At 60.2% G+C, this 25,313-nt stretch carries 22 protein-coding genes; 2 read left to right on the top strand and 20 right to left on the bottom strand.

Annotated elements, in window-relative coordinates:
• Position 1 precedes the first annotated feature (1 nt).
• The 7 genes from CAURIM_RS06665 to CAURIM_RS06635 form a co-directional block, all read right to left on the bottom strand.
• Positions 2–847: a carbohydrate ABC transporter permease gene (locus CAURIM_RS06665; RefSeq protein WP_070511918.1), complete on the bottom strand. Its 846-nt coding sequence runs from the start codon at positions 845–847 to the stop codon at positions 2–4.
• Between the two features lie 188 nt (positions 848–1,035).
• A complete protein-coding gene (locus CAURIM_RS06660) occupies positions 1,036–2,367 on the bottom strand; it encodes an ABC transporter substrate-binding protein (protein WP_070511914.1) in 1,332 nt (443 codons plus the stop codon).
• Positions 2,368–2,732: 365 nt separating this feature from the next.
• A complete protein-coding gene (locus CAURIM_RS06655; RefSeq protein WP_201828198.1) occupies positions 2,733–3,977 on the bottom strand; it encodes a DUF4032 domain-containing protein in 1,245 nt (414 codons plus the stop codon).
• A gap of 82 nt (positions 3,978–4,059) precedes the next feature.
• Positions 4,060–5,190: an ABC transporter ATP-binding protein gene (locus CAURIM_RS06650; RefSeq protein WP_201828200.1), complete on the bottom strand. Its 1,131-nt coding sequence runs from the start codon at positions 5,188–5,190 to the stop codon at positions 4,060–4,062.
• Between the two features lie 205 nt (positions 5,191–5,395).
• Positions 5,396–6,271 carry a polyprenol monophosphomannose synthase gene (locus tag CAURIM_RS06645; RefSeq protein ID WP_070643588.1) on the bottom strand — a complete coding sequence of 292 codons (876 nt, stop codon included), beginning with the start codon at positions 6,269–6,271 and terminating at the stop codon, positions 5,396–5,398.
• 28 nt (positions 6,272–6,299) lie between these two features.
• Positions 6,300–7,787: an apolipoprotein N-acyltransferase gene (lnt, locus tag CAURIM_RS06640; protein WP_070730215.1), complete on the bottom strand. Its 1,488-nt coding sequence runs from the start codon at positions 7,785–7,787 to the stop codon at positions 6,300–6,302.
• Entirely contained in the window at positions 7,787–8,368 is a 582-nt protein-coding gene (locus CAURIM_RS06635; protein ID WP_201828202.1) for an FxsA family protein, read from the bottom strand. The genes lnt and CAURIM_RS06635 overlap by 1 nt, the downstream gene beginning before the upstream one ends.
• A 70-nt stretch (positions 8,369–8,438) precedes the next feature.
• Here CAURIM_RS06635 and CAURIM_RS06630 point away from each other — a divergent pair, with 70 nt between their 5' ends.
• Entirely contained in the window at positions 8,439–9,278 is an 840-nt protein-coding gene (locus CAURIM_RS06630; protein ID WP_201828204.1) for a cobalamin biosynthesis protein, read from the top strand.
• Here the strand turns inward: CAURIM_RS06630 and CAURIM_RS06625 are convergent.
• Together CAURIM_RS06625 and CAURIM_RS06620 are read right to left on the bottom strand one after the other, a co-directional pair.
• Positions 9,275–10,048 carry an SDR family oxidoreductase gene (locus CAURIM_RS06625; protein WP_201828206.1) on the bottom strand — a complete coding sequence of 258 codons (774 nt, stop codon included), beginning with the start codon at positions 10,046–10,048 and terminating at the stop codon, positions 9,275–9,277. The two genes, CAURIM_RS06630 and CAURIM_RS06625, sit on opposite strands and share 4 nt — an antisense overlap.
• Positions 10,048–11,163 (bottom strand): M24 family metallopeptidase, encoded by a 1,116-nt coding sequence (locus CAURIM_RS06620; RefSeq protein WP_070643575.1) that lies wholly within the window; start codon positions 11,161–11,163, stop codon positions 10,048–10,050. The genes CAURIM_RS06625 and CAURIM_RS06620 overlap by 1 nt, the downstream gene beginning before the upstream one ends.
• A gap of 45 nt (positions 11,164–11,208) precedes the next feature.
• Between CAURIM_RS06620 and CAURIM_RS06615 the strand changes: the two genes are divergently transcribed.
• Positions 11,209–11,838, top strand: coding sequence for a trypsin-like peptidase domain-containing protein (locus CAURIM_RS06615; RefSeq protein WP_236659272.1), 630 nt, complete (start codon positions 11,209–11,211; stop codon positions 11,836–11,838).
• A gap of 9 nt (positions 11,839–11,847) precedes the next feature.
• Here CAURIM_RS06615 and CAURIM_RS06610 read toward each other — a convergent pair whose 3' ends face one another.
• The 11 genes from CAURIM_RS06610 to CAURIM_RS06560 all read right to left on the bottom strand — a co-directional run bounded on the left by CAURIM_RS06610 (position 11,848) and on the right by CAURIM_RS06560 (position 25,273).
• Positions 11,848–14,661 carry a DEAD/DEAH box helicase gene (locus CAURIM_RS06610; protein ID WP_201828208.1) on the bottom strand — a complete coding sequence of 938 codons (2,814 nt, stop codon included), beginning with the start codon at positions 14,659–14,661 and terminating at the stop codon, positions 11,848–11,850.
• Between the two features lie 96 nt (positions 14,662–14,757).
• A complete protein-coding gene (tatC, locus tag CAURIM_RS06605) occupies positions 14,758–15,747 on the bottom strand; it encodes a twin-arginine translocase subunit TatC (RefSeq protein ID WP_070710621.1) in 990 nt (329 codons plus the stop codon).
• A 191-nt stretch (positions 15,748–15,938) separates the two neighbouring features.
• Positions 15,939–16,202 carry a Sec-independent protein translocase subunit TatA gene (gene tatA / locus CAURIM_RS06600; RefSeq protein WP_070446624.1) on the bottom strand — a complete coding sequence of 88 codons (264 nt, stop codon included), beginning with the start codon at positions 16,200–16,202 and terminating at the stop codon, positions 15,939–15,941.
• Between the two features lie 83 nt (positions 16,203–16,285).
• Complete coding sequence (locus CAURIM_RS06595) at positions 16,286–17,251, bottom strand: helix-turn-helix transcriptional regulator (RefSeq protein WP_070643567.1); 966 nt, start codon at positions 17,249–17,251, stop codon at positions 16,286–16,288.
• Positions 17,244–18,287: a helix-turn-helix transcriptional regulator gene (locus CAURIM_RS06590; protein ID WP_070643564.1), complete on the bottom strand. Its 1,044-nt coding sequence runs from the start codon at positions 18,285–18,287 to the stop codon at positions 17,244–17,246. Before CAURIM_RS06590 ends, CAURIM_RS06595 begins: the two co-directional genes overlap by 8 nt.
• 31 nt (positions 18,288–18,318) lie before the next feature.
• Positions 18,319–19,701: a Pup--protein ligase gene (gene pafA, locus CAURIM_RS06585; RefSeq protein ID WP_070446621.1), complete on the bottom strand. Its 1,383-nt coding sequence runs from the start codon at positions 19,699–19,701 to the stop codon at positions 18,319–18,321.
• 47 nt (positions 19,702–19,748) lie between these two features.
• Positions 19,749–19,940, bottom strand: a complete 192-nt coding sequence (locus CAURIM_RS06580) for a ubiquitin-like protein Pup (protein WP_070446620.1) — start codon at positions 19,938–19,940, stop codon at positions 19,749–19,751.
• A 35-nt stretch (positions 19,941–19,975) separates the two neighbouring features.
• Complete coding sequence (gene dop / locus CAURIM_RS06575; protein WP_201828210.1) at positions 19,976–21,520, bottom strand: depupylase/deamidase Dop; 1,545 nt, start codon at positions 21,518–21,520, stop codon at positions 19,976–19,978.
• Entirely contained in the window at positions 21,517–23,091 is a 1,575-nt protein-coding gene (arc, locus tag CAURIM_RS06570) for a proteasome ATPase (protein ID WP_167595738.1), read from the bottom strand. Before arc ends, dop begins: the two co-directional genes overlap by 4 nt.
• A gap of 44 nt (positions 23,092–23,135) precedes the next feature.
• Positions 23,136–23,972, bottom strand: a complete 837-nt coding sequence (locus tag CAURIM_RS06565; protein ID WP_010186638.1) for a tRNA (adenine-N1)-methyltransferase — start codon at positions 23,970–23,972, stop codon at positions 23,136–23,138.
• A 38-nt stretch (positions 23,973–24,010) separates the two neighbouring features.
• Positions 24,011–25,273, bottom strand: coding sequence for a M18 family aminopeptidase (locus CAURIM_RS06560; RefSeq protein WP_201828212.1), 1,263 nt, complete (start codon positions 25,271–25,273; stop codon positions 24,011–24,013).
• Positions 25,274–25,313: the final 40 nt, after the last annotated feature.

Here is a 25,313-nt window from a genome sequence, read left to right as displayed (position 1 = left end):
CTTAAGCCTCGATTTCCTTGGAGCGGGTCGCGCGCAGCTGGAAGTAAGCGATGACGACCACAACGACGACGAAGATGACAGCCTTGGCCTGGCCGACCCCCTCGACATTCATACGGTTAAAGAGCGTGTTGACGATGTTGAGCGCCACCATCTCAGTTTGCCCGCCAGGAGCGCCATTGGTCAGCGCCAAGTTCTGGTCGAAGAGCTTGAAGGAGTTCGACAAAGTCAGGAAGAGGCAGATGGTAATCGACGGCATGACCATCGGAATAGTGACGTGGCGCAGCATCTCCCACTTATTGACACCGTCGAGCTCGGCAGCCTCGATGAGCTCGGGCGGGACGTTCTGGAGGCCGGCGATATAAATGATCATCATATAGCCGATCAGCTGCCAGTTAAGCAGCATGATGAGGCCGGCGTAGCCAAACTTCCAGTCCGCACTAATCGTTGTGGAATAGTGCGAGAGCACGGCGTTGATCATGGTCTGCCAGGTATAACCCAGCACGATGCCGCCGATGAGGTTCGGCATGAAGAAGACTGTGCGGAAAAAATTGGTACCGCGAAGTTTGCGGGTCAGCATCCACGCCAGGAGGAAGGCGAAGACATTGACGGTGATCACGGAGACAATGACCACGAGGACAGTGAAACCGAAGGCTGAAACGAAACCTTCGCGTTGGGAGAAAGCTTTGGCGTAGTTGTCGATGCCAACCCACTTGGCGTTGGTGATGGTGGTGAACTTCGTAAAGGAAAGGAAGAAACCCACGATGAACGGCACCAAGAAGGCAATCATGAATGCCAGAAGGGTGGGCAAGACAAAGACTGGGAAGTACTTCTTCAGCGTTGCTTGCATGGTGGTGAAACCTTAATTTCTGGTGGTGCCACACGTGTCCTAGCGGGAAGGCGGCGAGGAGAGGAGGCTGAGGATGCGGAGAACCAGTCGCGCACGTGCTACCGGCGTGGGCCACAATCCCCACCTACTCCCCTCCCCGCCCTCCATTGCCGGAAGACGTTTGGCGAGGGGATTGGGACTTTAAAGATTTAGCCCCAGTTGGATTCCTTCTCAGCAGCCCAGTTGTCCTTGAACTGCTTGACGACGTCCTCCCACTTCAGCGTTCCGGAGGCGTATTGCGACAAGGCCTGGCCGAAGTCATCCTTGAATTGCTGCGACGGGAAGTACTGGAAATTCCACGGGTAGGTGGTCAGATCCTCGTTAGCGATAGCTTCCGCGACCTGCTCAGCAAGGGGATCATTCGGGGTGTCTTCAGCGGTGTAGCTTTCGAACGGTGCGATGAAGCCCAGGTCCTTCACCACGTGCTCCTTGCCAGCATCAGAGGTAAACAACCAATCCACGAAGTCCTTAGTGGCTTGCTGGTCGACCTCAGAGGCCTCAGAGTTCACGCCCAAGTAGTTCTCGGTGCCGACGTTGATGCCGTACTTTTCTTCGTCTGGCAGACCCATGTACATGGGCAAGAACTTGATCTTGTCTTCCTTGACCACGTTGCCAGAGGTCTCGGAAATCTGGGACCATGCCCAGTTACCGTTCTGAACCATGGCGGCCTTACCCTGCGCAAACTCAGCCATGGAATCAGACACCGTCTTAGAAGGTGCAAGAGACTTTTCTACGGTGGAGTTATCAAGGTAGAGGTCGAAGAGATTCTTGTACTCCTTGTTGTAGGAGAACTCGATATCGTTGGTGTCCTCGACGTTCTTGTCCTGGTACTCCTGCCAGATCGGAGCGTTAGCCAAGTGGGTCTGCCAACGCCAGTCTTCACCGGAGGTCAGTGAGGTGGAGGCGAAGGCGCCCTCGATACCGAGCTCGTCCTTCTTTGCCTGCATATCCTCGGCGACTTCCTTGAGCTTTTGGTAGCTCTTGATTTCATCCGTGGACTTGATCTTCGCGCCGGAGGTGGCGATGTACTTGTCGAAGATCTCGTCGTTGTAGATGATGCCGAAGCCTTCGACGGCGAACGGGACGCCGCGTACCTCTCCGTCCTCGGTGGTTAGCGGTGGGATGTCGTCGGTGAGCTGCTTAGCTACCTCAGTGTCCGACATATCCGCCATGTAGTCTTGCCAGGTGATGAAGCCAGCAGGTCCGTTGACCTGGAAGAGAGTCGGGGCTTCATCCTTACCGATTTCCGCCTTGAGGGTCTGCTCATAAGAGCCGGAGGCGGCGGTAACGACCTTGACCTTGACACCGGTTTCTTCAGTGTAGGCCTTTGCGATTTCCTGGTATGCCGCGTCCTGTTCAGGCTTGAAGTTCAGGAAGTAAACATCGCCTTCCTCGTCGGTGGAGCCTGAGCACGCGACGAGACTTGCGGCGGCGAGCATGGATGCCATGCTGATGGATGCGATGCGAGTAAGACGCTTCATGAGGTCCTCATCTTTCTTGATGAAAAGCGGGATGGTGGGCCAGGGATAGATACCCGGCTCGTATTCGGTTGTGTCTGGGAGACCTCCCGTAACGAAGGCTTCTTCCCAGCGCCACCAAGTGCTTCATAGCGGATCGCAGTCCGACTATGAACTGGTTAGCCTGCCCTCCATCTTAGTGAGGTATTCCACATATTCAAAAGAATTCGGACATAAAACACCCGATTGTGACCATATCCATATTCGGGCATGGAAACCCTCCCCATTTATGGGGCAATCGGGCTTAAAACTTACAAAAACATATAAAAAGCAGTTGAAAAAATCTGGTTGGATTTGAGATTGCGGGCGTTGTTGGGACACGCGAGAGGTTATGACAAGTCTTCGTCTGCCGGGGGCGTGTTGAGGAGCCGGGCCTCAGCACGGCGGGCTGGTAGTACAGACGCCAGATAGGATGCCGTGGCCTCCGCGAGCGTGACGGCCTCTCCCCTTTCCTGGGCGAGGAACCAACGGTGATCGACTGTCTCGTGGAAGATTTGTGCCGGCTCAAGCTTGTCTAGCATCTCTTCGGGCACGGCAGCGATAGTCGGCTCATACTCATGCGTCATCCACAAGTGCGCGGCCTGGGTAAGGCCGACGTGAGGCCCACATTCCACGGCCTGGTAGGCCTGGATGGAGCCCAGAAGGCGTTGGGCTTGATGCTCTTCGACGCTGAGTCCAGTTAAGCTCAACAGCTCTGCACGATAGTGACCCGGATCCACCACTACGGGCCGGATTCGTACTACCTGCCGAGAATCGTCCTTGGTTACCTTGAGCTCCCCTACATCAAAGCCCAGTTGGTTGAGGCGGTCGATTCTCTCGGAGACGCGCCAGTACTCACTGGCATCCACGGCCTCCTCAGCGGTGAGTTCTGTCCACAGCTCAAGATAGGAACTCTCGACAAGGCTGCCTAGTGCAATGACATCGATAGACCCATCCAAGCATTCACCCGCCTGTAGGTCCATGAGCTCGCCGATGATGTTGACGCGGGCAATGTCGACGTCGTAAAGCCTGCGTGATTCAGAGAGATTGGGTTGGAACTCGCCCGTCTCGGCATCGACAAGATAGGCGGAATAGGTCTCAGCATCGCGCCGAAAGAGAGTGTTGGACAGTGACACATCGCCCCAGTAGAAGTTGAGCAGATGCATCCGCACCAACAGCACGGACAGGGCGCGGATGAGCTTCTCCGCTTCCACGACCGTGAGGTGCCGAGAGAAGATCTCGCGATAGGGCAGGGAGAACTCCAAGTGCTCGGTCACCAAAGCTGCGGTGAGTTCCCCGTAGTCTTCCTCTGCCGGATGGCGGCCGGTGATCACGGCTACGGGGCGCACACTAGGGGCGCCAAGGCGCTGCAGTTCACGCAGCATCTTGTACTCGTGGTGGGCGGTACGCGCACCAATTTCTTTGACCGCGACGATGCCACGGTTGATCCCCACGAACCGCACGATATGCCGGGAAATACCCCTGGGCAATGCGGCGATGAGAGCATCGGGCCACTGCTCTAATGGTGTGTCCCAGGGCAGCGTCAGCAGTGCCGACGCGTACGTCGACGAGGTGATGCTCATGGACTCTTTCATGGTGAATCACTCCACCTTTTCTGCTGACTATGGCTGAAACTGTCCTATTCATTACGTGCCGCGGGGCAGCCGGCACGGGGGCTTAAGGAAGGCGCTTGCCGGTCGACGCCGAGAAGTTGTGCTGGCCACCCTCCACGATGCGCGCGTGGAAAATGCTGCCCGGAGCCGGCGCGGTGTTCGGCGCAGCGCGGACGACGATTTGGCCGGACTCGGGGACGTCCTCGCTTGAGGATCCAAGGTCGCCCTCGCCCACCAACTTGCCGTAGAGGAAGGAATCAGAACCAAGTTCCTCCACGAAGTCGAGCTTGATCGGGATGGAAAGATCTGTGGACTCGCCCTCCGGAATGATCTCCAGTGCCTCCGGGCGGAAACCGATGGTGATGCGGCCATTATCCTCGGGCGTCATCGCGGCAAGGGTTTCCGGGGAAAGCTCGATGCGAGCGTGGCCAGAGGTGGCGTCACCATCCTTGACTGAGAAGGTGCCCAAGTTCATGGCTGGGGAGCCGATGAAGCCCGCGACGAAGACGTTGGCGGGGCGGTCATAAAGCTCGCGGGGCGCGCCAACCTGCTGCAGGTAGCCATCCTTCAGCACCGCGATACGGTCACCCATGGTCAAGGCCTCCGTCTGGTCGTGGGTGACGTAGACGGTGGTAACTCCAAGCTTGCGCTGCAGGGCTGCAATCTGCGTACGCGTCTGAACACGCAGCTTGGCATCGAGGTTAGACAGCGGCTCATCCATGAGGAAGACCTGCGGGTTACGAACAATGGCGCGGCCCATGGCCACACGCTGGCGCTGACCACCGGACAGGGCCTTCGGCTTGCGCTCCAAGAATTCGGTCAGGCCCAAGGTAGCGGCTGCTTCGTCGACGCGCTTATTGATCTCGTCTTGGGACTTGCCGGCGATCTTCAGTGCGAAGCCCATGTTCTCGCGCACGGTCATGTGTGGGTAGAGAGCATAGTTCTGGAAAACCATGGCGATGTCACGGTCACGCGGTGCAACGTGGGTGACGTCCTTGTCTCCGATGTAAATGGCACCGTCAGTAACGTTTTCCAAACCGGCCAGCATGCGCAGTGTGGTGGATTTACCACAGCCGGAAGGACCGACGAGGGCGAGGAACTCGCCATCAGCGATTTCCAGGTTGAATTTCTTGACGGTGGGTTCCTTTGCTCCCGGGTAGGTCAGGGATGCATCTTTGAACGTTACGGTTGCCATAGCAAAATCTCCTCCATCGACAGGTACGTGCCGAACGATCCGTAGTGTGAGAAATAGTGAAGTAAATCACTGCGCACCAGCTACAGTGCTACTTATGACATTAGCACTAGCACTGGTAACTACGGCAAAAGCCCGGAAACCATAACGGGCTTCCGGGCTGGTTCTTATTCCTTACGCGCGTGTATGAGGCGCCATGAGCATCAAATTAACGCTTGAGGGTGCCTTTCACCAGGTTGGAGACTTCGGAAACAAAGTCGGCCACGGCATTCTTTGCCGTGTTGACCTTCGGGCCAAGCTCCAGGTCCTTGACCGTGCGGGAGCCGATCTTCGAAACCTCCGAGGTGAAATCGCTGATCTGCTCGGAGCGGTGAGCCACGCCCCACTTGGTTACTTCGAGCAGGGAATCCTTGACAAAGGAGCCGTCCAGCTTGGATTCGCCAAGCTCGCGCTCGGTAAAGGTGATCGGAACCTCGCGGACATCGAAGCCATCCTTGATGGCGCGGAAGGCAACGTCCACCTGGAAGATGTATCCGGCGTTGGAGAGCTCTTCAAAGTCGAGGTGTTCAAGCAGCTCGCGCCGGAAAGCACGGTAGCCAGCAGTCATGTCATTGATTCCGGCACCCAGGGCAACCGAAATGTACTTGTTGCCCAAGCGGGAAAGCAGCTCGCGGTTGGCAGGCCAGTTCACTGTCTCTCCGCCCGGTACGTAGCGAGAGCCAATGACCAGATCTGCGCCCTTCTCGATTTCCTCAAGCAAGAGGTGGAGCTGCTCCGGCGCGTGGGAGCCGTCGGCGTCCATTTCGCACAGAACCTGGTAATCCTTCTCCAGTCCCCACTCGAAGCCGGCGATATAAGCGCCAAGAAGGCCGCCCTTGCCTTCACGGTGTAGAACGTGCAGGTGAGAATCCTCAGCGGCCAGCTTGTCTGCGGCTTCTCCGGTGCCATCCGGGGAATTATCGTCCACGATCAGGATGTGAACCTCGGGAGTGGCCTTGCGCACGCGGCCGGTGATCAGCGGCAGGTTCTCAATCTCGTTGTAGGTGGGGATGATGACCAGAGTAGATTCGTGGGTCGAGCTCACTAGTTCCTTGCTCCTTTAGGTTTCTGCTTTAAGACGCGCTGCGTCTTCCGGACAAGCGGGTGGAATAGATCGCAAACAGCGCGCAGACCGTTCCAATAATAGTCATGAGCCACTGCAGGAGCGAACCATAACGCACCGCAAATGTACGCCCTTCTCGCAGCGGAAGTTCCTCTTCGAGATAAGCCGGTTCAAAGATACCGCTGTCTTGGCTCACTGAACCATCGGGGTGCACGATGGCTGAGACTCCAGATGTGGCGGCCACAACCACGGCTCGGTCCGCTTCTATCGCGCGCAGGCGGCTCATGGCCAGCTGCTGGTAGGTCATGTCAGAATCACTGAACGTGGCGTTATTTGTCGGCGTCGTGAGAATCTGTGCGCCGTTATCGATTGCCGTTCGGAACGCCTGGTCAAAGCTGACCTCATAGCACGTAGCAACGCCCACTGCAGTCCCGGCCATGGTCACCACGCCTGACCCGTCACCGGGCTTCATATCGCCCGCTAGGTCTACCAGATCAGTGATCTTCCTAAAGAAATCGCGCATCGGCATCGTCTCACCAAAGGGCTGCAAGTACTTCTTGTAGTGGTGTTGCCCCACCGAGCCATCCGGGTTGAATACCTGCATAGTATTGCGCGCGCCGACCTCATCTCGGGTGAGAGTTCCGACCAAGATGGGGGCGTCGATGTCGTGGGCGGCGCCGTCGATAAGCGCCCGTGCGTCCTCGTTGGCAAAAGGATTGATGTCGGAGGAGTTCTCAGGCCAAATGACGATGTCTGGCTCAGCGCCATCCTGGGCTGCCTGCTCAGTGACGCGGACGTGGTTATCCAACACTGCGCGGCGTTGCGCTGCAAAGTCAAGGCCCAGCCGCGGGACGTTTCCCTGGACGGCGGCTACCGTGACCGTGCCTGTGGTGTGGTTCGGTCGATTCACGCCTTGCGCTGCGATGAGCCCTGCAAGAAGCGGCACCGCCAGCAAGGCACAGGCCAACCGTGGTGCGCGCGTAAGGCCCACCACACCCGCGGCGACGCAGACGACCGCAAAGCTAATGAGCGCAGGCCCACCCCATGGGGCAAGGTTGGCAAGCGGCCCTTCAATCTGTCCCCACGCCAGACGTACCCAGGCAAACCCCCCAAAGGGCACGGAGGAGCGCAGCATTTCCACCGCCACATAAAAGAAGGGAAAAAGTGCGAAGCCATAATTCAGGCGCAGCAACGCTGCCCCGCCGACGCCGAGGAGGATGCTGTACAAGGACAGGAAGATAGCGAGCGCAATATAGGGCATGTTGCCCACGAGCTCACCAATCCACGGCAGGGTGAATAGATACAAGACAGCGCTATGGACCACAGCGATGAGCGCCGCCCACCCTAAATGCAGGGGCTTTCGCCAAGGAGATAACGCAGCCACCAACATGGCCACCCCAATGATTCCCGCAGCCCACCAGCCGCGCGGCTCCACCGACAGATACGTGACCGCGCCCGAAAGAGCTGCGAGGACAAGCCGGGCACACACAGCGAGCACTATTTATTTCCGTCCTCAAAGTCTTCGGGCTTGACGTGTTGGGTCCATGTGCGGATTTCATCTTCATCGAGGACTTCGTGCGTTTGGTCCGCTTGTCCCCTGCTTCCCATGGCGCTGCCGGCAGCGCCCGCACCGAAGTTTCCAAAGGATCCATAGGAGTCGCGGTGCTGCGCCATGGGTGAGGCCTCGTAAACGCGCACGCCCATGTCTTCGATTTTCCGGAACATCGACGCAGCAAGAAGCGTGCGGATGATGGAACGCGTTGGCGCAAAAATGAGCAGAACCCCGATGATCGTGGAGACGAAGCCGGGCAGCGAAAGCAGGATTCCGCCCACCATAGTCAGGCCGACGTTGCCGGCTGTTTTACCTGGAGTGGGATCCTCCATTACATAGACTCCGTCTTCGGTTTGGCGGATGCGGCTGACCATCATGCGGCGAACTTCCCAGCTGGCTATCGTCATACCGAAGAGCATGGTCAGCGCCAAAGCGAGCAGCGCCCACAGCACACCAATCCACTCGGCAACTGTCCAGAAAGCCAGGGTTTCGAGGAGGATGTACGCGATGAACAGAAGAAACGGCATGCAGCCCACCATACTTGCTGGACCTGCCGGTTCGCTGGAGACCCTCCCGGAGCGATTAGACTGACCTACCATGTCCCTCCCCGAGTCGAAGCATCCCGAATCCGATACCTTGCGCTTCCATCCCGCCGGCGGTGTTGTCACCCCCGAGCAGTGGCTTGCCCTAGGCCAGGCCGCCAGGGAATGTGGCGATGGCCATGTGTACCTTGAGGAGCACAGCGTCATCAGCCTGCGCGGCATCCGCGATGAGCAGGTGCTTGGCGACGTCCCCCTGCCCACCACCGACGCCCACGTGCTGGCCTCTCCCCTCTCCCTTCATGCACGCCGTGTGGCGCAGCGCGTTGCTGATGTCCTGGCCGAAGCTGAAGGAGCCTCCGCCGCTCTCGACCAGGATGCAGTCTTTGGTATCGATGGTGGCGCGGGCGATCTCATCTCACACGGTGTGGCGGCTGGGCTCCAACTATCCGGTGCTAGCACTGGAGAAGACGAGGACGCCAGCTCCGCGCGCCTCATCCGAGAGGGGGCGGTTACCGGTCCGGTCCTAGAACTAGACGATGCGATTTCTCAGCTCGTCGACTACGTGCTCGAGCTATCTGCTCAGCGCCCTGAAGCCATCGATGGCTTCCCCTCACCGACGCGTGCTGCCTTTGCCGCGCCGACCTTGCCCATCGGCTGGCTGACCGAACACACTGAGCCCGGCCGCGTCGATCTGGGTGCGGGCCTGCAGGATGGCGTGCTGCCTGGGGAGTACGCAGGACTCATCGCCCAGCTGGACGCGTCGATTTCAGTAACGCCGTGGCGGGGTTTGGTCATCCACGATTTGCCCGAAGGCGATGCTGACGTCGTCTTGCGAGTCCTTGCCCCGCGCGGCTTCATCTTTGACGCTAACTCTCCCGCCCTCGGGCATCACTAGCGCGGCATGTGCCGCCAGATTGGCCGTGGGACCAGCTTCATGATCCAAGCCAACACCTGAAGCCTCCGAGGGATCCATAGCGTGCGGGAGACCGGCCGTGAATCCGACGGGGACCCGGTACCCGACGAGGACTCGATGGCCTTCACCACAGCATGTGCCACGACGTCTGGGGTCACCGACAAGGGCGCGGGTTTCATCCCCTCAGTCATGGATCCGATGACGAACCCGGGGCGCGCGGTGATCAGGGCTAGGTCGCTGCCCTGCAGCCGATCCGCCAAACCCTGGCAGAAAGCATCCAGGCCTGCCTTAGTCGAGCCATAGACATAGTTGGCTCTGCGCGCACGCCAGCCGGCAATGGAGGAAAAGGCCACGATGTGGCCCGTGGTCATGACATCAGCGAGCACGGTGAGCATGGATACCTGTGCTGCATAGTCCACCAGTGCTATGTCGAAGGCGTGGGCCTCGTCGTGCTCGGCGCGTTCCTGATCACCCAGGATTCCGAAGGCGACGACTGCTGTTGTGATGCCCTCACCCGCGAGTGCTGAGGCTTGTTCGATGACCGCGCGGTGGGAGGAGACATCCGCAGCGTCGAAAGATAGCGTGTGCACGGAAACCGCCCCTCTGCGGAGAAGCTCTGTGGTGAGTTCCTCCATACCGTGCTCACCCCGTGCGGCAAGTACCACTGGGCGGCCTGCGCACAGCCGACGCGCAAGCTCGCCGCCGATATCGCTGCGCCCGCCAAGAATCAACAGCGCACCAGTGCGTCTCATTAGCGTAACCCCCGCGGTGCCTGGTTCAGGGACTCACACCCGGATTCAGTGGTCACCACGATGTCTTCCAGACGCATGCCCCACTTACCCGGCACGTAGATACCCGGCTCAATAGAAAAGGCCATGGACTGGGAAAGCTCCAGCTCATTTCCCTCCATGATGAAGGGCTCCTCGTGCGTGGACAAGCCAATGCCGTGCCCAGTGCGGTGCGTGAAATATTCACCCCAACCGGCTGCTTCAACCACACTGCGCGTGGCACGGTCTATCTCCTGAGCGGTTGTGCCCGGGCGTGCGGCAGCTCGTCCGGCAGCCTGGGCCTTTTCCAACACCGCGTAGGCCTCCTGGAAATCGGCGGGTGCCGCAGAGGGGGCTGCCCCCACCACATAGGTGCGGGTGCAGTCAGAGTGATAACCGGACGGCAGCGTCCCTCCGATATCCACCACCACGGGATCGCCCGCGCCAAGTTCTCTGTCCCCATAGTCGTAGTGCGGGTTCGCCCCGTTTGGGCCGGAACCAACAATGATGAAGTCCACCTCTCGGTGCTCGCGCAAAATGAGTTCCCGCAAATCAGACGCTACCTCGGCCTCAGTGCGTCCCGGTTCTAAGAGACGCGGGACCTCGGCGTGCACGGCATCGATAGCCGCCGCGGCAGCGCGTAGCTCCGCCACCTCGTCTGGGTCTTTGCGACTAAAGAGCTCAGCCAGTGCCTCAGTAGCTAGAAGGTATTCCACGTGCGCTACATCCGGCGAGGACGGATCTAGCTGGCTTCGAATTGCGGACTGGAAACGCAATACGTGATCGGCGGTCAGCGAGGAGCCCAAGGCAACGGTATTGGGGCGCACGCCTTCCAAAGCCAGCGCATAGGGATCCTTCCCATCGCTCCATCCCACTAGGTGGGCTGCAACGCCCTGAAGCGACTCAATGTCGGTGTTGGGGGCGACGATTACCGGTTCGGCATCGGGGCGGATAACCAAGCAGGTCAGGCGCTCGTGGGAGGAAACCCACGAACCGGTGAGGTACGCGAATTCGGCACCTGTCCCCACTAACAGGATGTCGATGCCCTTAGCAGCGGCGATAGTGCGGGAGCGGCTCAGTCGGGACGCATAATCAGTCATGACAGTTAGCCTACCGCCCGCCTTCGTCCGGTTAAGCTGGGAGGCGTGAATTCCCATCGCGCTGCCGTCAAGATCCGTAATCGCTCAAGCTATTGCTCGGGAGTGCTCATCGATGCGTCCTTAGGCCCCCGCACCCAGCAGGCAACCCGGTTGGTTCTGACCTGCGCGCACTTTTTCCGCAGCGGCCTTGACAGAGGGGAACACTACAAGGTGAGTGGCGGGTTCAAGCGGCGCGTGGCCGCCGTGCGCACGATTGACGGGACCGACATGGCGCTGTGCTTGCTAGACCGGCCGGCCCCTCCCCGGGACCTTCCTGGGCTTGCAAAAAGCACCCCACCATTCCGCGCCCCAGTCACCACCTGGGGATACGGCGGAAAAGCTCGCCGTGCCCAGCAACGCAGTGGGCTTTTTCTCCTTCCCTTCTTCCGCACCTGGTCCATTGACTTCCGCACCACTGTCTCCCCCGCCGGATTTGTTTTCAACACGATTCCGGCAGTCAAAGGTGACTCGGGCGGTCCAGCTGTAGTCGATGACGCCGTCATCGGTACGCAAGCCCTCATACTTAACCCGCTGGGGCGCAACCTCAAGCTCGCCACTGTGGCACTCGTTGCGCCCCACCGCCAAGCACTCGCGGCGGCAGCCACGGCACTGCTTCGCGGTGGCTCCGAAAACTAGGCGCTAGGCCTAGGCGCCGATGGCGACGACGCCGCGCTGGATCGCGTCAATGGCGCGCCGGGCATTTCGGCGAATCTCGTCCTCGTAGCCGGTCTTGGCCACCTGCTGGAGCAGGTCGATGACCTGTCGACACCAGCGGACAAAGTCACCGGGGGTGAGTTCCGCGCCGGATTCGTTTGCCGCGGCCATGCAATAAGCCAAGGGGGCGCCCGCGGTCCACTGGTGGATGGCGAGCGCAAAGGCAGGTTCCGGTTCACGGGTCTGCGGCAGGTTATGGCGCTTCTCATCAGCAACAAGCTCTCCGTAGATGCGCCAGGTTGCGTTCATGGCGTCCGCCATCTCGTCGGTTGCTGCGCCAGGTTCGCCGCGGGTGGCCTTGCGGTTTTCGAAGACACAGAGCGAAGCCACACCAGCGAGCTCCGCCGGGTCAAGCTCGTTCCAGATACCGCGCTTGAGGCATTGTGCAACCAGGAGGTCGGATTCGGAATGGATCTTGGCCAAGCGCTCGCCTTCGTCCGTGATGACCGGTTCGCGGTTCTCGCCATAGCCTTCGAACTCCACGTAGTCCATCTCTGCCAACAGGTCCACGATGCGCTCAAACGTGCGGCCAAGCGTATCTGTGGCGCGCTCTACCTTGGCCTCTAGTCGCGCCAGTTCTCTCTCGCGGCGCGCCAGCTTTTGTGCCACACCGGCCAATTGCTCGCGGTCGGTCGCCGGCCAATGGTGCACCGGATGTTCGCGGAGGGCATCGCGCAACTGCGCGATCTTCTTGTTGGGGCGATTGCGCGGCTCGGTGCGCATCTTCTTCGGCCGCTTGTAGTAGTCACGCTTAAAGGCATCCTGCACATACCGGGTATGACGGCGCGGATTCTTTTGTGCTGCGCGCGGTAGCTTCATGTGGCCGACGACGATTGGCGGATTATCAATACCGGCCGAATCGATGCGACCAGACCACCCCGTCTCTGTGGTAACCCAGGGGCGCGGATCAGCAGTCTGGTTTGCCGGGGTAATGACGACGGCCAGCGTTGGGCGCTTCTTCGTGGCGATAGCGATGACTTCTCCCACTTGGAGTCGGGCAAGGACCGCCGCGACCTCCTTGTTGCGCTCCTCCTTCTTGGAAGCACGTGTTGACTTTTCCTCCTCAGTTAGTGCGCGGCGCAGCCGCATATAATCCATGAGAATCTCAGCTGGGTCTTCGCCATCGGTGGCTGGCGGGGCCAGGTTGTCCACGGCCTGATCCAACTGTGCGCGCAGCTCCCGAACGCGGTGCTCGGCGCGCTCAATCTCACGGGTTTCCTCCACAACGGATCCATCCGCCTGGAACTGGGCGAAAGACTTTTCTAACAGGCGCAGCGAGTCATCAAAGCCGAGCATGCCCAGCAGGTTGATGGCCATGTTGTAGCCGGGCTCGAAGGTAGAAATAAGCGGATAGGTACGAGTTGATGCAAGCCCCGCCACCGCCGTGGGATCCATGGCGGGTGCCCACTGCACGACGGCATTGCCCAAGGTATCGATGCCTCGCCTACCGGCGCGGCCGGTGAGCTGAGTGTATTGGCCCGGTGTCAGGTCCACGTGTGCCTCGCCGTTGAACTTCACCAGCTTCTCCAGCACCACGGTGCGCGCCGGCATGTTGATGCCCAGGGCAAGCGTTTCGGTGGCGAAGACTGCCCGGACGAGGCCCTTGACGAAGAGTTCCTCCACGATGTGCCGAAAGGCCGGAAGCATGCCTGCGTGGTGAGCAGCAAAGCCGCGCGAGAGTGCCTCGCGCCAACGCTTGAAGTCAAGGACCTTGAGGTCCTCTTCCGGGATGCCTTCCACGCCTTTATCGACGATGGCCTTAATCTCGGTGGCCTCCTCCGGGGAGGTCAACACCATGCGGGAGCGCAAACACTGATACAGCGCACCATCGCAGCCTGCGCGGGAAAAAATGAAGGTAATCGCCGGCAGCATCTCCATGGCCTGCAGCTCTTTGAGCACCTCCGGCCTGCCAAGCGGACGGTAGCGGTCCTGCGCACGGGGCGCGCCGCTGCGCCGATCACTGTGCCGGTCGTGACGCCCGCCGCCTTTGTGACGGGCGCGGGCGCGGAAGCTCGCACGGTTCTGGGCATAGTCTGCGCGGCCATTATCGGTATCGCCGGTCTCCAGGCGTTGGATGCGCCGCGCCAGTTCAGTGTTTACCTGTCCGCCTGAGTCGGGTTCGAAGAGCGGATAGATTTTGCGGCCGACCATCATCCACTGATCCAGCGGTACGGGGCGTTTTTCGGTGACGATGACCTTGGTGTCACCACGTACGGTGGTCAGCCACCGGCCGAATTCCTCGGAGTTGGACACCGTTGCGGATAGACCAATGATGGAGACGTGCTCCTCCAGGTTGAGGATGACTTCTTCCCATACTGCGCCGCGTGAGGCGTCGGCCAAGAAGTGGATCTCATCCATCACCACGTGGGTCAAGCGGTCCAGTGCGCCTGAACCCGCATAAATCATGTTGCGCAGGACCTCAGTGGTCATCACGAGGATGTCCGCGGAGGAGTTGATGGAGACATCACCGGTCAGCAGGCCGACCGCATCCTCACCGTGTGCGTCAACCAGGTCGTGGTATTTCTGGTTACTCAGCGCCTTGATAGGTGTGGTGTAGAAACAGCGGGTCCCTTGGCGCAGTGCCAAGGACACGGCGAACTCACCCACCACGGTTTTACCCGCGCCGGTGGGCGCGCAGACCAGAACGCCGTGGCCGGCTTCGACGGCTTGGCATCCTTGGATTTGGAAATCATCCAGTGAGTACGGAAGTGCTTGGGTGAACTCGTCCAGATGCGTCAGTGTCATAAGTCCCCAGGGTACCTGTCAGACACCGCCTGCTAATACGCCGGTCCCTGGTGTCAAGCGGGAACGTGAACAAGTTCCCTAAGAAGGCCGACAAGCCTACAGAACGTCGTCGAAAAAACCGCTCTGCGGGGGCTGCGTGTTCGTTGGTTGAGGCTTCGACACCCGAGCTTCACCGGTCGAAGCCGGGGATACAGGCCTCGAAGATACTGGCCGCGAAGAAGCGGAAACGCTTGTGGATGCAGATACAGGAGTTGGTGCGCCTATGGCACCCGGGCCTTCACCCAAGGACGAGGCAGTTTCGTCATCGAGGTCAAGCCAGTCAGGGCGCTCGCGCTTCTGGCGCTTATCGTTGATGCGGCAGAATTGGAAGGCTATCTCGACAAGGATTACGAGGGCTCCGGCCAAGACCAACATTGAGAAGGGCTCTTGGCCCGGTGTGACAACCGCCGCGAAAATCATGATGGCGACAATGATGATGCGACGCTTGTCCTTGACGTGGTCATATTCCAATACACCAATGAGGTTGAGGCAGACCACGAGTAATGGGATCTCAAAGCTCACACCGAAAATCAGGAGCAACGCTAGCAAGAAGTAGAAGTATCGCTCACCCGTCAGTGCCGCAGTCTGGTATTCGGAGCCCATTCCCATGAGGAACTCCAAGCCCACGGAAAGGATGACGTAGGCAAGAACCGCGCCGAGGACGAAAAGCAGAACCGCTGTCGAGACAAACAAGAAGGTAAAGCGGCGTTCGTTCTTATGGAGGCCAGGCACGATGAAGGCCCAGATTTGGTAGAGCCAGACCGGTGAGGACAATACCGCGCCAGCCAACGCACCGACCTTGAGGCGCAATAACAGCATTTCGAACGGGCTGGTGGCAAGCAGGCGGCACTCACCGTCGGAGGTGAAAGAAACACGCTTTTCCTCAGGAAGCGAACAATAAGGACCGCGCAGGATTTCGCCCAGCGGTGACGTGCCAAACGGGGCGTTCTGGTACCAAATAAAACCTATGATGGCTCCAACCGCCAAAGCGAGGAGAGAAATGACGATGCGTCGGCGCAGCTCCTGGAGGTGCTGGACGAGGGTCATCTCCCCCGTCGGATTCTTGGGCTTGCGGCGTAGCTTTGCGCCCCATTTTTGTTTCCGCGCGTTAGAACCAGCATTAGACGGTGTGCTCGCGGCACTCACAGCAAGACCTCCACAGAAAAGCCCACGGCGGCAGGCAAGGCCCTAGTGCTCCGAAAAACTCAGAGCGCGGCCTGCTTGCCGAGAAAAGATTATTAGTTCTGGTTTCCGTCAGCCGGCTTAGAAGCACGCGGCTGCATTTCCGGGCTATTCCAGAAGTCTTCGTCATTCTTCTTGGAAGCAGCAATCTGGGCCTGCTGCTCAGGAGTGTTGTTCTCCTCCTTCATTTCTTTTACTTCAGACTTGAAGATGCGCATGGACCGGCCCATAGAGCGAGCTAGCTCTGGCAGCTTCTTTGCGCCGAACAACAGCACGATAACGAGAACGACAAGGCCGATTTCCAAAGGTCCCACGGTCATTGAGGGTGCCCCTTCTTTCTAGGTCGATAAAGCGTACGGTTCCACACAACGAAGTGCTGCACGGGGCGCACGCAGGAGAGCTCTTAGTCTGGCAGTTGAGTATAACGCTCCAGCGCCCGATTTCTATGCTCCGAAATGGCCTCGACAAGCTTCTGGGGTCCCACGACCCGCAAACGGTCAGCTTGCCCGAGGGCGAAACGACTAAACCATGTCTCGGATCCGACGGGCATCTGCGCAGCTATGAACCCATTTTCAAGTTTTTCGCCTAGAGTGATGTCGTAGTGTTCTGCTAGCCAGGTGAATTCTTGGTTAATCTCCAGCTCCGCAACAAGAGTGTGATCTAGACCAAAGGGTGAGTCTGGGTTGAAATCCAGCTCTCGTACGTGCGGGGTAGCGGAAGCTTCGAGTACCTCGACATCACTCATGCGGTCGAGGCGGAAGGTGCGGTGCTCCCCCACTGAGTCATCCCATGCCACGAGGTAGGGCTCGCCATCCACGATGAAGATGCGGGCCGGATGCACGGTACGCTCGCTGGTCCGGTTGGAGGACATACTCCAGTAGGTAAAACGCACTTGCTGGCGCTTGTCGACGGCCCCCGCTAGTGCTGCTTGTACCTGCGATTCTTCGGGATCAATCGTGGCCAGGGAGTCATAGATGGCGGCGGTCTTTTCATCCATGATTCCGCGCAGCTTGGCGGCGGCGGAATGGACCGCGGAGACGTCGACAAGCCCCGGCATCGCTTCTAAAGACTCAAGGGTGAGCAATAGTGCACCAGCTTCGGTGGGGGTCAGACGCAGTGCCTGGGTGAGGCCTTGGTCGTTGTAAATCTCGATGCCATCGCGGTAGCTAAAGCTTAAGTCGATGAGGTCTTCGGTATTGCGGCCCACCCCGGAGCAGAAGAGCCGGTCGATGGCGTCCTTGAGCTCCACCGGGGTCATCCCCAAATCCTCCGCTGCCTCCATAGGGGTCAACCCCGGGTGGTTACGCAGGTACGGGATGAGGTTGAGGGAGCGAACCAGCGATTGCAGCTTGCGGGGCTGATCAGCCATGGCGGGCCTCCTCCCTAAACTCCGTGGTCTTAACCGTGGTTGCCGTTGTCGCTGTATCGTTCCCACCGACATTTAAGAGTGCGATGATGTCGGCACGCACTTCTGGCGGTTCGATCACCACAACATCTGGTGCATAACCAGCAGCGGTGCGCACCAGCCAATCCCGCCGCACGGCGGTGAGTTCTACGAGGTTGTCCTCGCGCCTGCGTCCGGCGTCGACAAGCTCGACAGCTTGCCCCTCTGGTACGTCAAGGAGAGCGTCCACGGTATCGCCACGGTCTAGTGCCTCCACAACGAGATCTTGCAGTGGTGCGGTGGGCTCGAGGTGCGTGGCTGCATGACGCGAACGCTTGACGTTATCCACGCGGGTGGCACGGAAAGTCCGAGGTGCCTGGCGGTCCACGTCCCAGCCGACAAGGTAGACGCGATCGCGGTGGTTGACCAGCCCCCATGGATCCATGTGGCGGCGAACTGCTTCGGCAGAGGGCGTAGCGTAATAATCAAAGGATATGCGCAGCCCTGCACGCACGGCGGTAATCACCGCGGTGACGAGCTCTGGACTCAGCCTGGTCACGTCGTTGACAGCGGTGTAGACGGGCGCTCCGCTCAAGTCGCGGGAGGCGCCCGAGGCAGCCAGCTTGGTCCACGCGGACAAGCTGAAATCGCTTAAGCCTCCCGGTGTGCCAATGCCGCCGGCTACGCCCAACACCATGGCCTCCTGTGGCGTGAAATCGACGGGAGGTAGCTGGTAGCTTTCGGGATCGAGCCGGTACAGCGAACCTTCTGCCCCACTGCTATGCACTACCGGAACACCAGCGCGCTGCAGGGTCACAATGTCGCGGGAAAGTTGTTTCTGAAAAGCCTCGTCGCTGCGAGACTGGTAGCCCTCGACGTGGCTGCGAATCCAGGCTGCGCTGCGGTCAGGAACCCCGCCTTGGTGCGCGGCGCCATGCAGCGCAAAGGTGAGGTTGGTGAGCCTTTCGATAGCGCGGTCTCTGACCGGCGTCCGGGCTGCAGTGCGATCTGCTGAAGGCATAGTGGCAGGTTCCTTGATCAGCTCTACGGCTCTACGAGCCTGGGTGCGAACGCATGTAGTCTAACAACCCATCTAGGCGCGGGTCCTCGGACACAAAGGGGTCGGAGAATTCCTCGGTCATTGGCTCAGGCCGGTTGACCTTCATCCGCGTCCAATCCACCGTTACCGCGGCATCGAGCTCGCGGGCAACAGCGAGAAACTCCCCGCGCAGCTTGGCACGGGTGGTTCGCGGGGCGGTGTCGACGGCAGCATCGATTGCAGCATCGTCGATCCAGCGCTTCACCATGCCGCGCTGCTCCAATACGCTGTAGAGGCCACGGCCGGGACGGATGTCGTGGTAGGTCAGGTCAATCTGTGCCAGCTTGGGGTGCGACCAATCCCCGCCCAGGCGCTCGCGGTAGCGGTTTAGCAGGCTGCGCTTGATGACCCAGTCGATCTCGCGGTCAACACCGGAGAAATCCTGAGTCTCAATGGCCTGGAGGGTGCGCTTCCACAAGTCCACGACACGGGCCAGCTCAGCCGTTGGCGTGCCTGTGTCCTCGCGGTGTTCCAGCCAACGCTCAGCGGCGGTACAGAGCTCTTGCTGCACGGCGAGCGCGGTGGTGCTGCCGCCTCCCTCAAGCGGGAGCTGGGTGCGACCGGTCGGGTCGAGCGCGATGGCGCGGATGTGTTGAATAGGTTCGAGAACCGAGAGGTTCGGCACCTCAAAACCGGCCTCCAGCATCTCCAGCATGAGCAGCGTGGAGCCAACTTTGACGGCCATCGTGGGCTCAGCCATATTGGAGTCGCCGACGATAACGTGCATGCGACGGAAACGCTTCGAATCCCCGTGTGGTTCATCGCGGGTATTGATGATGGGCCGCGAGCGAGTCGTCGCGGAGGACACACCTTCCCAGACTTGGTCGGCACGCTGTGAGAGCACGAAACGCGCCGGTTCCTCACCCTTAGCAGGTCTAATCATCCCCGCGCCACAGATGAGCTGCCGGGTGATCATGAATGGCAGGAGAGCTTTGCCGAGGTCCTTGAGCACCACGTGGCGGCCGATGAGGTAGTTCTCGTGGCAGCCGTAGGAATTGCCCGCAGAATCGACGTTGTTCTTGAACAGATAGACGGCGCGCTTCTCCCCCTCGTCCGCTAGGGCTTCCTCCGCCTGCACGGCCATGCGGTTGACCATGGCATCGCCGGCGCGCTCATAGGCAATGAGCTGGCTCAGGCTATCGCACTCGGCGGTAGCGATCTCCGGGTGGGAGCCGACGTCGAGGTAGAGGCGGGAGGCGTTGGGGCTAAAGATATTCGAGGAGGAGTACGTCGACACGATGGGCCGGAAAAGTACGCGGGCGATCTCATCCGGGGACATCACCCGCTGTCCATCGCTTGCGCTCGCAGTGATGCCGTACTCGGTTTCGATGCCCATAATCCGCCGTGCATAAACGGGGGCGCTACCGGAGGGCTGCTCCACCTTTATTCGCCGCCCTTTTGGACGTAGGAGCGCACAAACTCCTCGGCGTTGGATTCCAGGAGGCCGTCAATCTCATCGAGAAGATCATCGGTACCCGCGCTGTTGATGCTGACTTGTCCGGCATCGAATTCCGAGGAATCACCTCCCTGCCCGTTACCGCCACCGGCATTAATCTGGGACTGCTGTCCGCTCATGGTGAGAGCTCCTTTCGCGAGTGGAGAATGCTGCGCTAATACAGTGTAGGGTACTCGATTCGCACCCCGAGCTGGCGCAAACTATCAACGAAGTCGGCGGCACTGCCCGCAGATTCCAGTAGAGCGCCCACCTCGTCTTGCCCGAGTCTTGTGGTGTCGTCGAGCGCCACGCAGGCGGTTCCAGAGTTGGCTCCCTCGGCCTCACCGATGCGGAAGGTCAGTGACTGCCAGGACGCAGCCAGGACATCCTCTCCGAACTTTCGGGTAGCGTGGCCGCGCAGGTAGGCGCGGGTGTCGCTGGGCGGCGTCTCTGCTGCCGCTGCGCTCTCTTCCTCACTGACCAGGGTGCGCATCTGTCCCTTGCGCACGAGCGCATGGTAAAGGGATTTTGCGGGGTCGATGTCTGTGTACTGCAAATCGATCAGAGCCAGCTTCGGATCATCGGCCGCGACGCCGCGGTCAAGGTAGCCTTTAATCAAGCGATACTTGGCCACCCAATCCAGCAGGTGGGCGGCCTTGAGCGGATTATCAGCCAAAAGCGCGACAACCTCATCCCAGGCGGCGAGCACCTTTTCATCCGCCTCAGTGGTGGCGGTGACCCTCTCCCGGTAGACGGCGAGGATGTCGAGGGCGGTGAGGTGGCGGCCGTCGCGAAGCGCCAGCTTATGAGTCACAGTGAGGTCGCGGCTCACCCGCTGCACCTCCTCCACCGGCTCTGCTAGGCGCAGGTCACTAAAGTCCACGCCGCTCTCGATGGCATCGAGTACCAGCGAGGTCATGCCCAGCTTGAGCAGCGTCGAGGTATGGGACATCGTGGCATCACCGATGATGACGTGCAGGCGACCGAAGTCCTCGGCGACCGCATGTGGTTCATCACGGGTGTTGATGATGCCGCGGTTGAGGGTGGTTTCCAGGGAGATCTCCTGCTCGATATAGTCCGCGCGTTGTGAGATCTGGAAACCAGGTTCTTCACCATCAGCACCCAATCCCACGCGTCCGGCACCGGTGACCACCTGGCGAGCGACGAAGAAAGGAATCAATCCCTGGGCAATGTCATCGAAGTCAGTATCCCTGGAGTACTGGTAGTTTTCGTGGCTGCCATAGGAAGCCCCCTTACCGTCCACGTTGTTCTTGTAGAACTTCAGCGGTGGGCAGGGATCATGCGTGGCCAACACGGACGTGCCCTGAGCGGTCAGCGATGCTACGGCCTCCCCTGCGCGACGAAGGATCAGGTCGCCGGAGGCGTCGTAAAGCATGGCATCCCAGGCATTCGTGCACTCCGGCGAGGAGTACTCCGGATGGGCGTGATCGACGTAGAAACGCGCGCCATTAGCGGTCACCACGTTGGCCACACCCAAGGCATTCGGGTCCACCACGGGCACCGTGTGGTAGCGCTTGAGATCGAAGCCGCGGCTATCGCGCAGTGGGTGCTCCTCCCGAAAATCCCAGCGGGAGCGCGCACCGGTATGCAGGGCGGCATAAGCCACAACAGCATGGGTGGAGGTCACAATCGGTGATAACGCCGGGTTGGACGGCGTGGAGATCCCATATTCAGTTTCGGTTCCTAGAACACGGCTCACGGTTGTACTCCCATCAATTCGACCCCGGTGACATGCGCGCCAGCGGAGGTACCGGCGACGATCTTCGCCCACTCCTCCGGGTTGGCAGAAGTCGGTACGTATTCAGATTCTGCCTGCTCGGCCGCGATGGCCTGGTGCAGGTGCGCGGCGGTGATGCCTGCGGGCTGCGCTCCCCCAGCAGAGTTTGTTGCGTCCAACGCTTCCTTAATCGCTAGCTTCTTGGCACGGGAGACGATGTTGGCAATCATAGCGCCAGACACGAAGTCCCGGTAGTGCAGCACGCGCGGATCCGCGTTAGCGAAGTGCAGAGTGACAAAGGGCCGCTCGGCGTAGAGAGCGTCCACCGCGGTATCGATGAGCTGTGAAAGATCACCCTCGTGGGGGACGGATTCCGGGAAGTGACGGGCGAAAATTTCGCGTGCGCCCTGTTTGGTCGGGCGGTTGACGCGGATCTTGATGTCGAGGCGCCCCGGGCGCATGATGGCGGGGTCGATGAGTTCCTCACGGTTGGTGGCACCGATGACGATGACGTTGCTGAGCTTTTCCACACCGTCCAGCTCCGTCAACAGCTGCGGAACGACGGTGGTTTCCATATCGGAGGACACGCCGGAACCACGGGTGCGGAAGATGGATTCCATCTCATCGAAGAAGATGATGACCGGGCGCTGGCTGCCATCCTCGGTGGGCTCGGAGGCTAGCTCGCGGGCGCGCTCGAAGATGAGGCGGATGCGGCGCTCAGTCTCGCCCACGAACTTGTTGAGCAGTTCTGGGCCCTTCACATTGAGGAAGTAGCTGGGGGCACTAGCTCCCAGCGACGCGGACAGCGAATGCGCCACCGCCTTGGCGATAAGCGTTTTGCCGCAGCCCGGCGGGCCGTAGAGCAGTACGCCCTTGGGCGGCTGGAGATCGTACTGGCGGTAGAGCTCCGGGTGCAGGAAAGGCAGCTCGACGGAGTCACGGATGAGGGAGATCTGTTCATCCAAACCGCCGATGTCCTCGTAGGAGACGTCAGGAACTTCCTCCAGCGTGAGCTGTGCTACCTCAGTCTTGTGCACGCGTTCGGTGGCTACACCAGATTTGGGCTCAACCAAGAGGGTATCGCCGGCGCGCACGGTATCCCGCAACGCTGCAGCGAGGAGAACAACCTGCTCTTCACCAGAGGAATTGATGACCACGGCGCGGTCGGTGCCGAGACGTTCTTGGATCGTCGCCAGCGCGCCCGTATTTACCGGGGCGCAGGCCTCCACGACGACGAAGCCCTCGCCCAAGCGCACCTGCTGCCCTACTTTCAGGGAGCCGGGTTCCAGGTTCGGCGAAATCTTGACCCGCATGGCTCGGCCATTGGTATAAACTTCGGCGTCACGGCGTGAATCATGCGCGCGCCCGGAATAGCCCAGAAAGACACCGTATGTGGAGGCAGGCTCCGCAAGGGCGTCAACCTCCGCGAGCATCTGCTGAAGCTTAGTGCGCGCATCCTTCAACAGGGCAGCAAGCTTGGCATTGCATTCAGCGAGCTGCTCTATCTGGCGACGCTGCTGGCCAAGTTCCTGGGAATGAGTGGCATCGTTCATAGAGTCCACCCTAGCGCGCAGTGCGCCACGTTTAACCTCGGGGCTTATTTTCGCGCGCGGCGCTGCGGGCGGGGTGGAGTGACGCCGTCGGCAAGCCGGCGCGTCCAGATCAGAAACGCGGTGTGCGCGTTCATGCGATGCTCCGGGCGGGTGGCCAAACCTTCCACCTTCCATTCACGCACGAGGGACTCCCAGGCCCGCGGCTCCGTAAAGCACTTGAGCTCGCGGATGCCCTCCATGACCTTCATCAGCTGCGGCACGGTGGCCACATAGGTCATGAAAACGCCGCCCGGGATGAGGATGTCGCGTACCTTCTCAAGGTGCTCCCAGGGCTCGAGCATGTCTAGGATGACGCGGTCCACGGGGCCGCCCAGCTCCTCGACGGTGACATCGGCCAAGTCCCCAAGGCGGGGACTCCACCATTCGGGCTGTTTACCGAAGTATTCGGTGACGTTATCCACGGCGTATTCCAAGTGGTCATCGCGCACCTCATAGGAGAAAACGTGGCCTTCCGGCCCCACGGCGCGCAACAGAGTCATCGAGAGCGCGCCGGAACCGGCGCCGGCCTCGAGCACGCGCGCGCCCATGAAGATATCGCCTTCGACCAGAATCTGCGCGGAGTCTTTGGGATAGATCACCGCGGCACCCCGTGGCATCGACAGGACATGGTCCACCATGAGATGGCGGAACAGGAGGAAGGAGCTACCCAGAGTCGAATCGATGACGGAGCCTTCATCCATGCCGACGACATCATCGTGGTTGATGATGCCCTTGTGCGAATGGAACTGGCCTCCCTCCTCGAGGACGATGGTGTAGTGACGCCGCTTGGCATCGGTGAGCTGCACGCGGTCGCCGTAGCGGAAGGGGCCGGAATAAGCCATGGCGTGGGAACCTTTCACATAGTTGAAGGTGGCAAGGATTAACCCACCAAGTATGCCTCAAGGGCGTTACCAAGCCATAGTTGGTCGCGCTCGCCCACCAGCTCGCGGGCCGAGTGCATGGACAGCATTGGGACTCCCACGTCGACGGTGGGGATGCCCAAACGGGTGGCGGAAATCGGTCCGATGGTGGAGCCACAGGGCACGTCGTTATTTCCCACGAATCGCTGGACCGGAACGTCCGCACGGCGGCAGGCGGATTCCCACAGGGCCACGGTGTGAGCGTCGGAGGCGTAGCGCTGGTTGCCGTTAATCTTGGTTACAGTTCCCTGGCCGATGATCGGGTGGTGCGTGGGATCGTGCTTGTCGGCGTAGTTGGGGTGTACAGAGTGGGCGGCATCGGCAGACACGCAACTGGAGCGCGTGAACATCTGGAAGCGCTGCTCCTCGTTCGCCCCGAGCGCCCGTGCGGTGCGGGTCAAAATATCACCCAGAATCGGGCCACCCGCGCCATAACGCGAGGAGGAGCCCACCTCCTCGTGATCGAAGGCCGCCATGACGAGGATGTCCTTGTGCTCCATGGTATCGGCGTTGTGCGCGGCGGCGAGAAGAGCCCTCAGAGAGGCGTGGACGGAAGAGAGGTTATCCATGCGTCCAGCAGCGATGAGCTTTTCGCCGGCGCCAAAGACCTCACCGCGCTGGGCATCGGCGGTAATGAGGTTGAAGGAAGCTATATCTTCCGGGGCGACGCCCAGCTGCTTGCCGACGACCCCCATCACCGACGTTTCCGGAGTGCCCACGGAGAGCACTGGCTGCATGTGGCGCTGGCGATCCGGCTTGAACTCATCCTTGCGGTAGAGGTGAATCGCCAGCGAGGGAAGACGAAGCAGCGGGCCGGTGTTGACCAAGTGGCGGGTGCCATCACGCAGGACGACTTGACCACCGACGGTGAGCTCGCGATCAAACCAGCTGTGGAGAAGGACTCCGCCATAAACTTCCACGGCTACTTGCTGCCATCCAGCGGAATCGAAATCCGGAGTGGGCTTGAGAGCAAGACCGGGCGAATCAGTATGGGAGCCGATAATCCGGAAACCCGACTCCGGGCTAGCACCTTCGGGGACGAACCATGCCATGACCGCACCTCCCCGGACCATGACGTGACCGCCTGGTGCAGCCGACCATTCGGCAGACTCGTCTTGGCGGCTAAAACCCGCATCAACGAGTGCGCGCGCTACCTCCTCAGCCGCGTGATAAGAGGAGGGACTGGCGGCGATGAAATCGAGAAAATCTTGCGTAGTGCTCATGCCTACTAGCTTGCCACGGACCGTCGGGAGATGCGGGCGG

Origin of the sequence: Corynebacterium aurimucosum (assembly GCF_030408555.1) — a bacterium.
Classification (GTDB): Bacteria; Actinomycetota; Actinomycetes; order Mycobacteriales; family Mycobacteriaceae; genus Corynebacterium; species Corynebacterium aurimucosum.
This window is presented reverse-complemented; position numbering and strand designations above follow the sequence as displayed.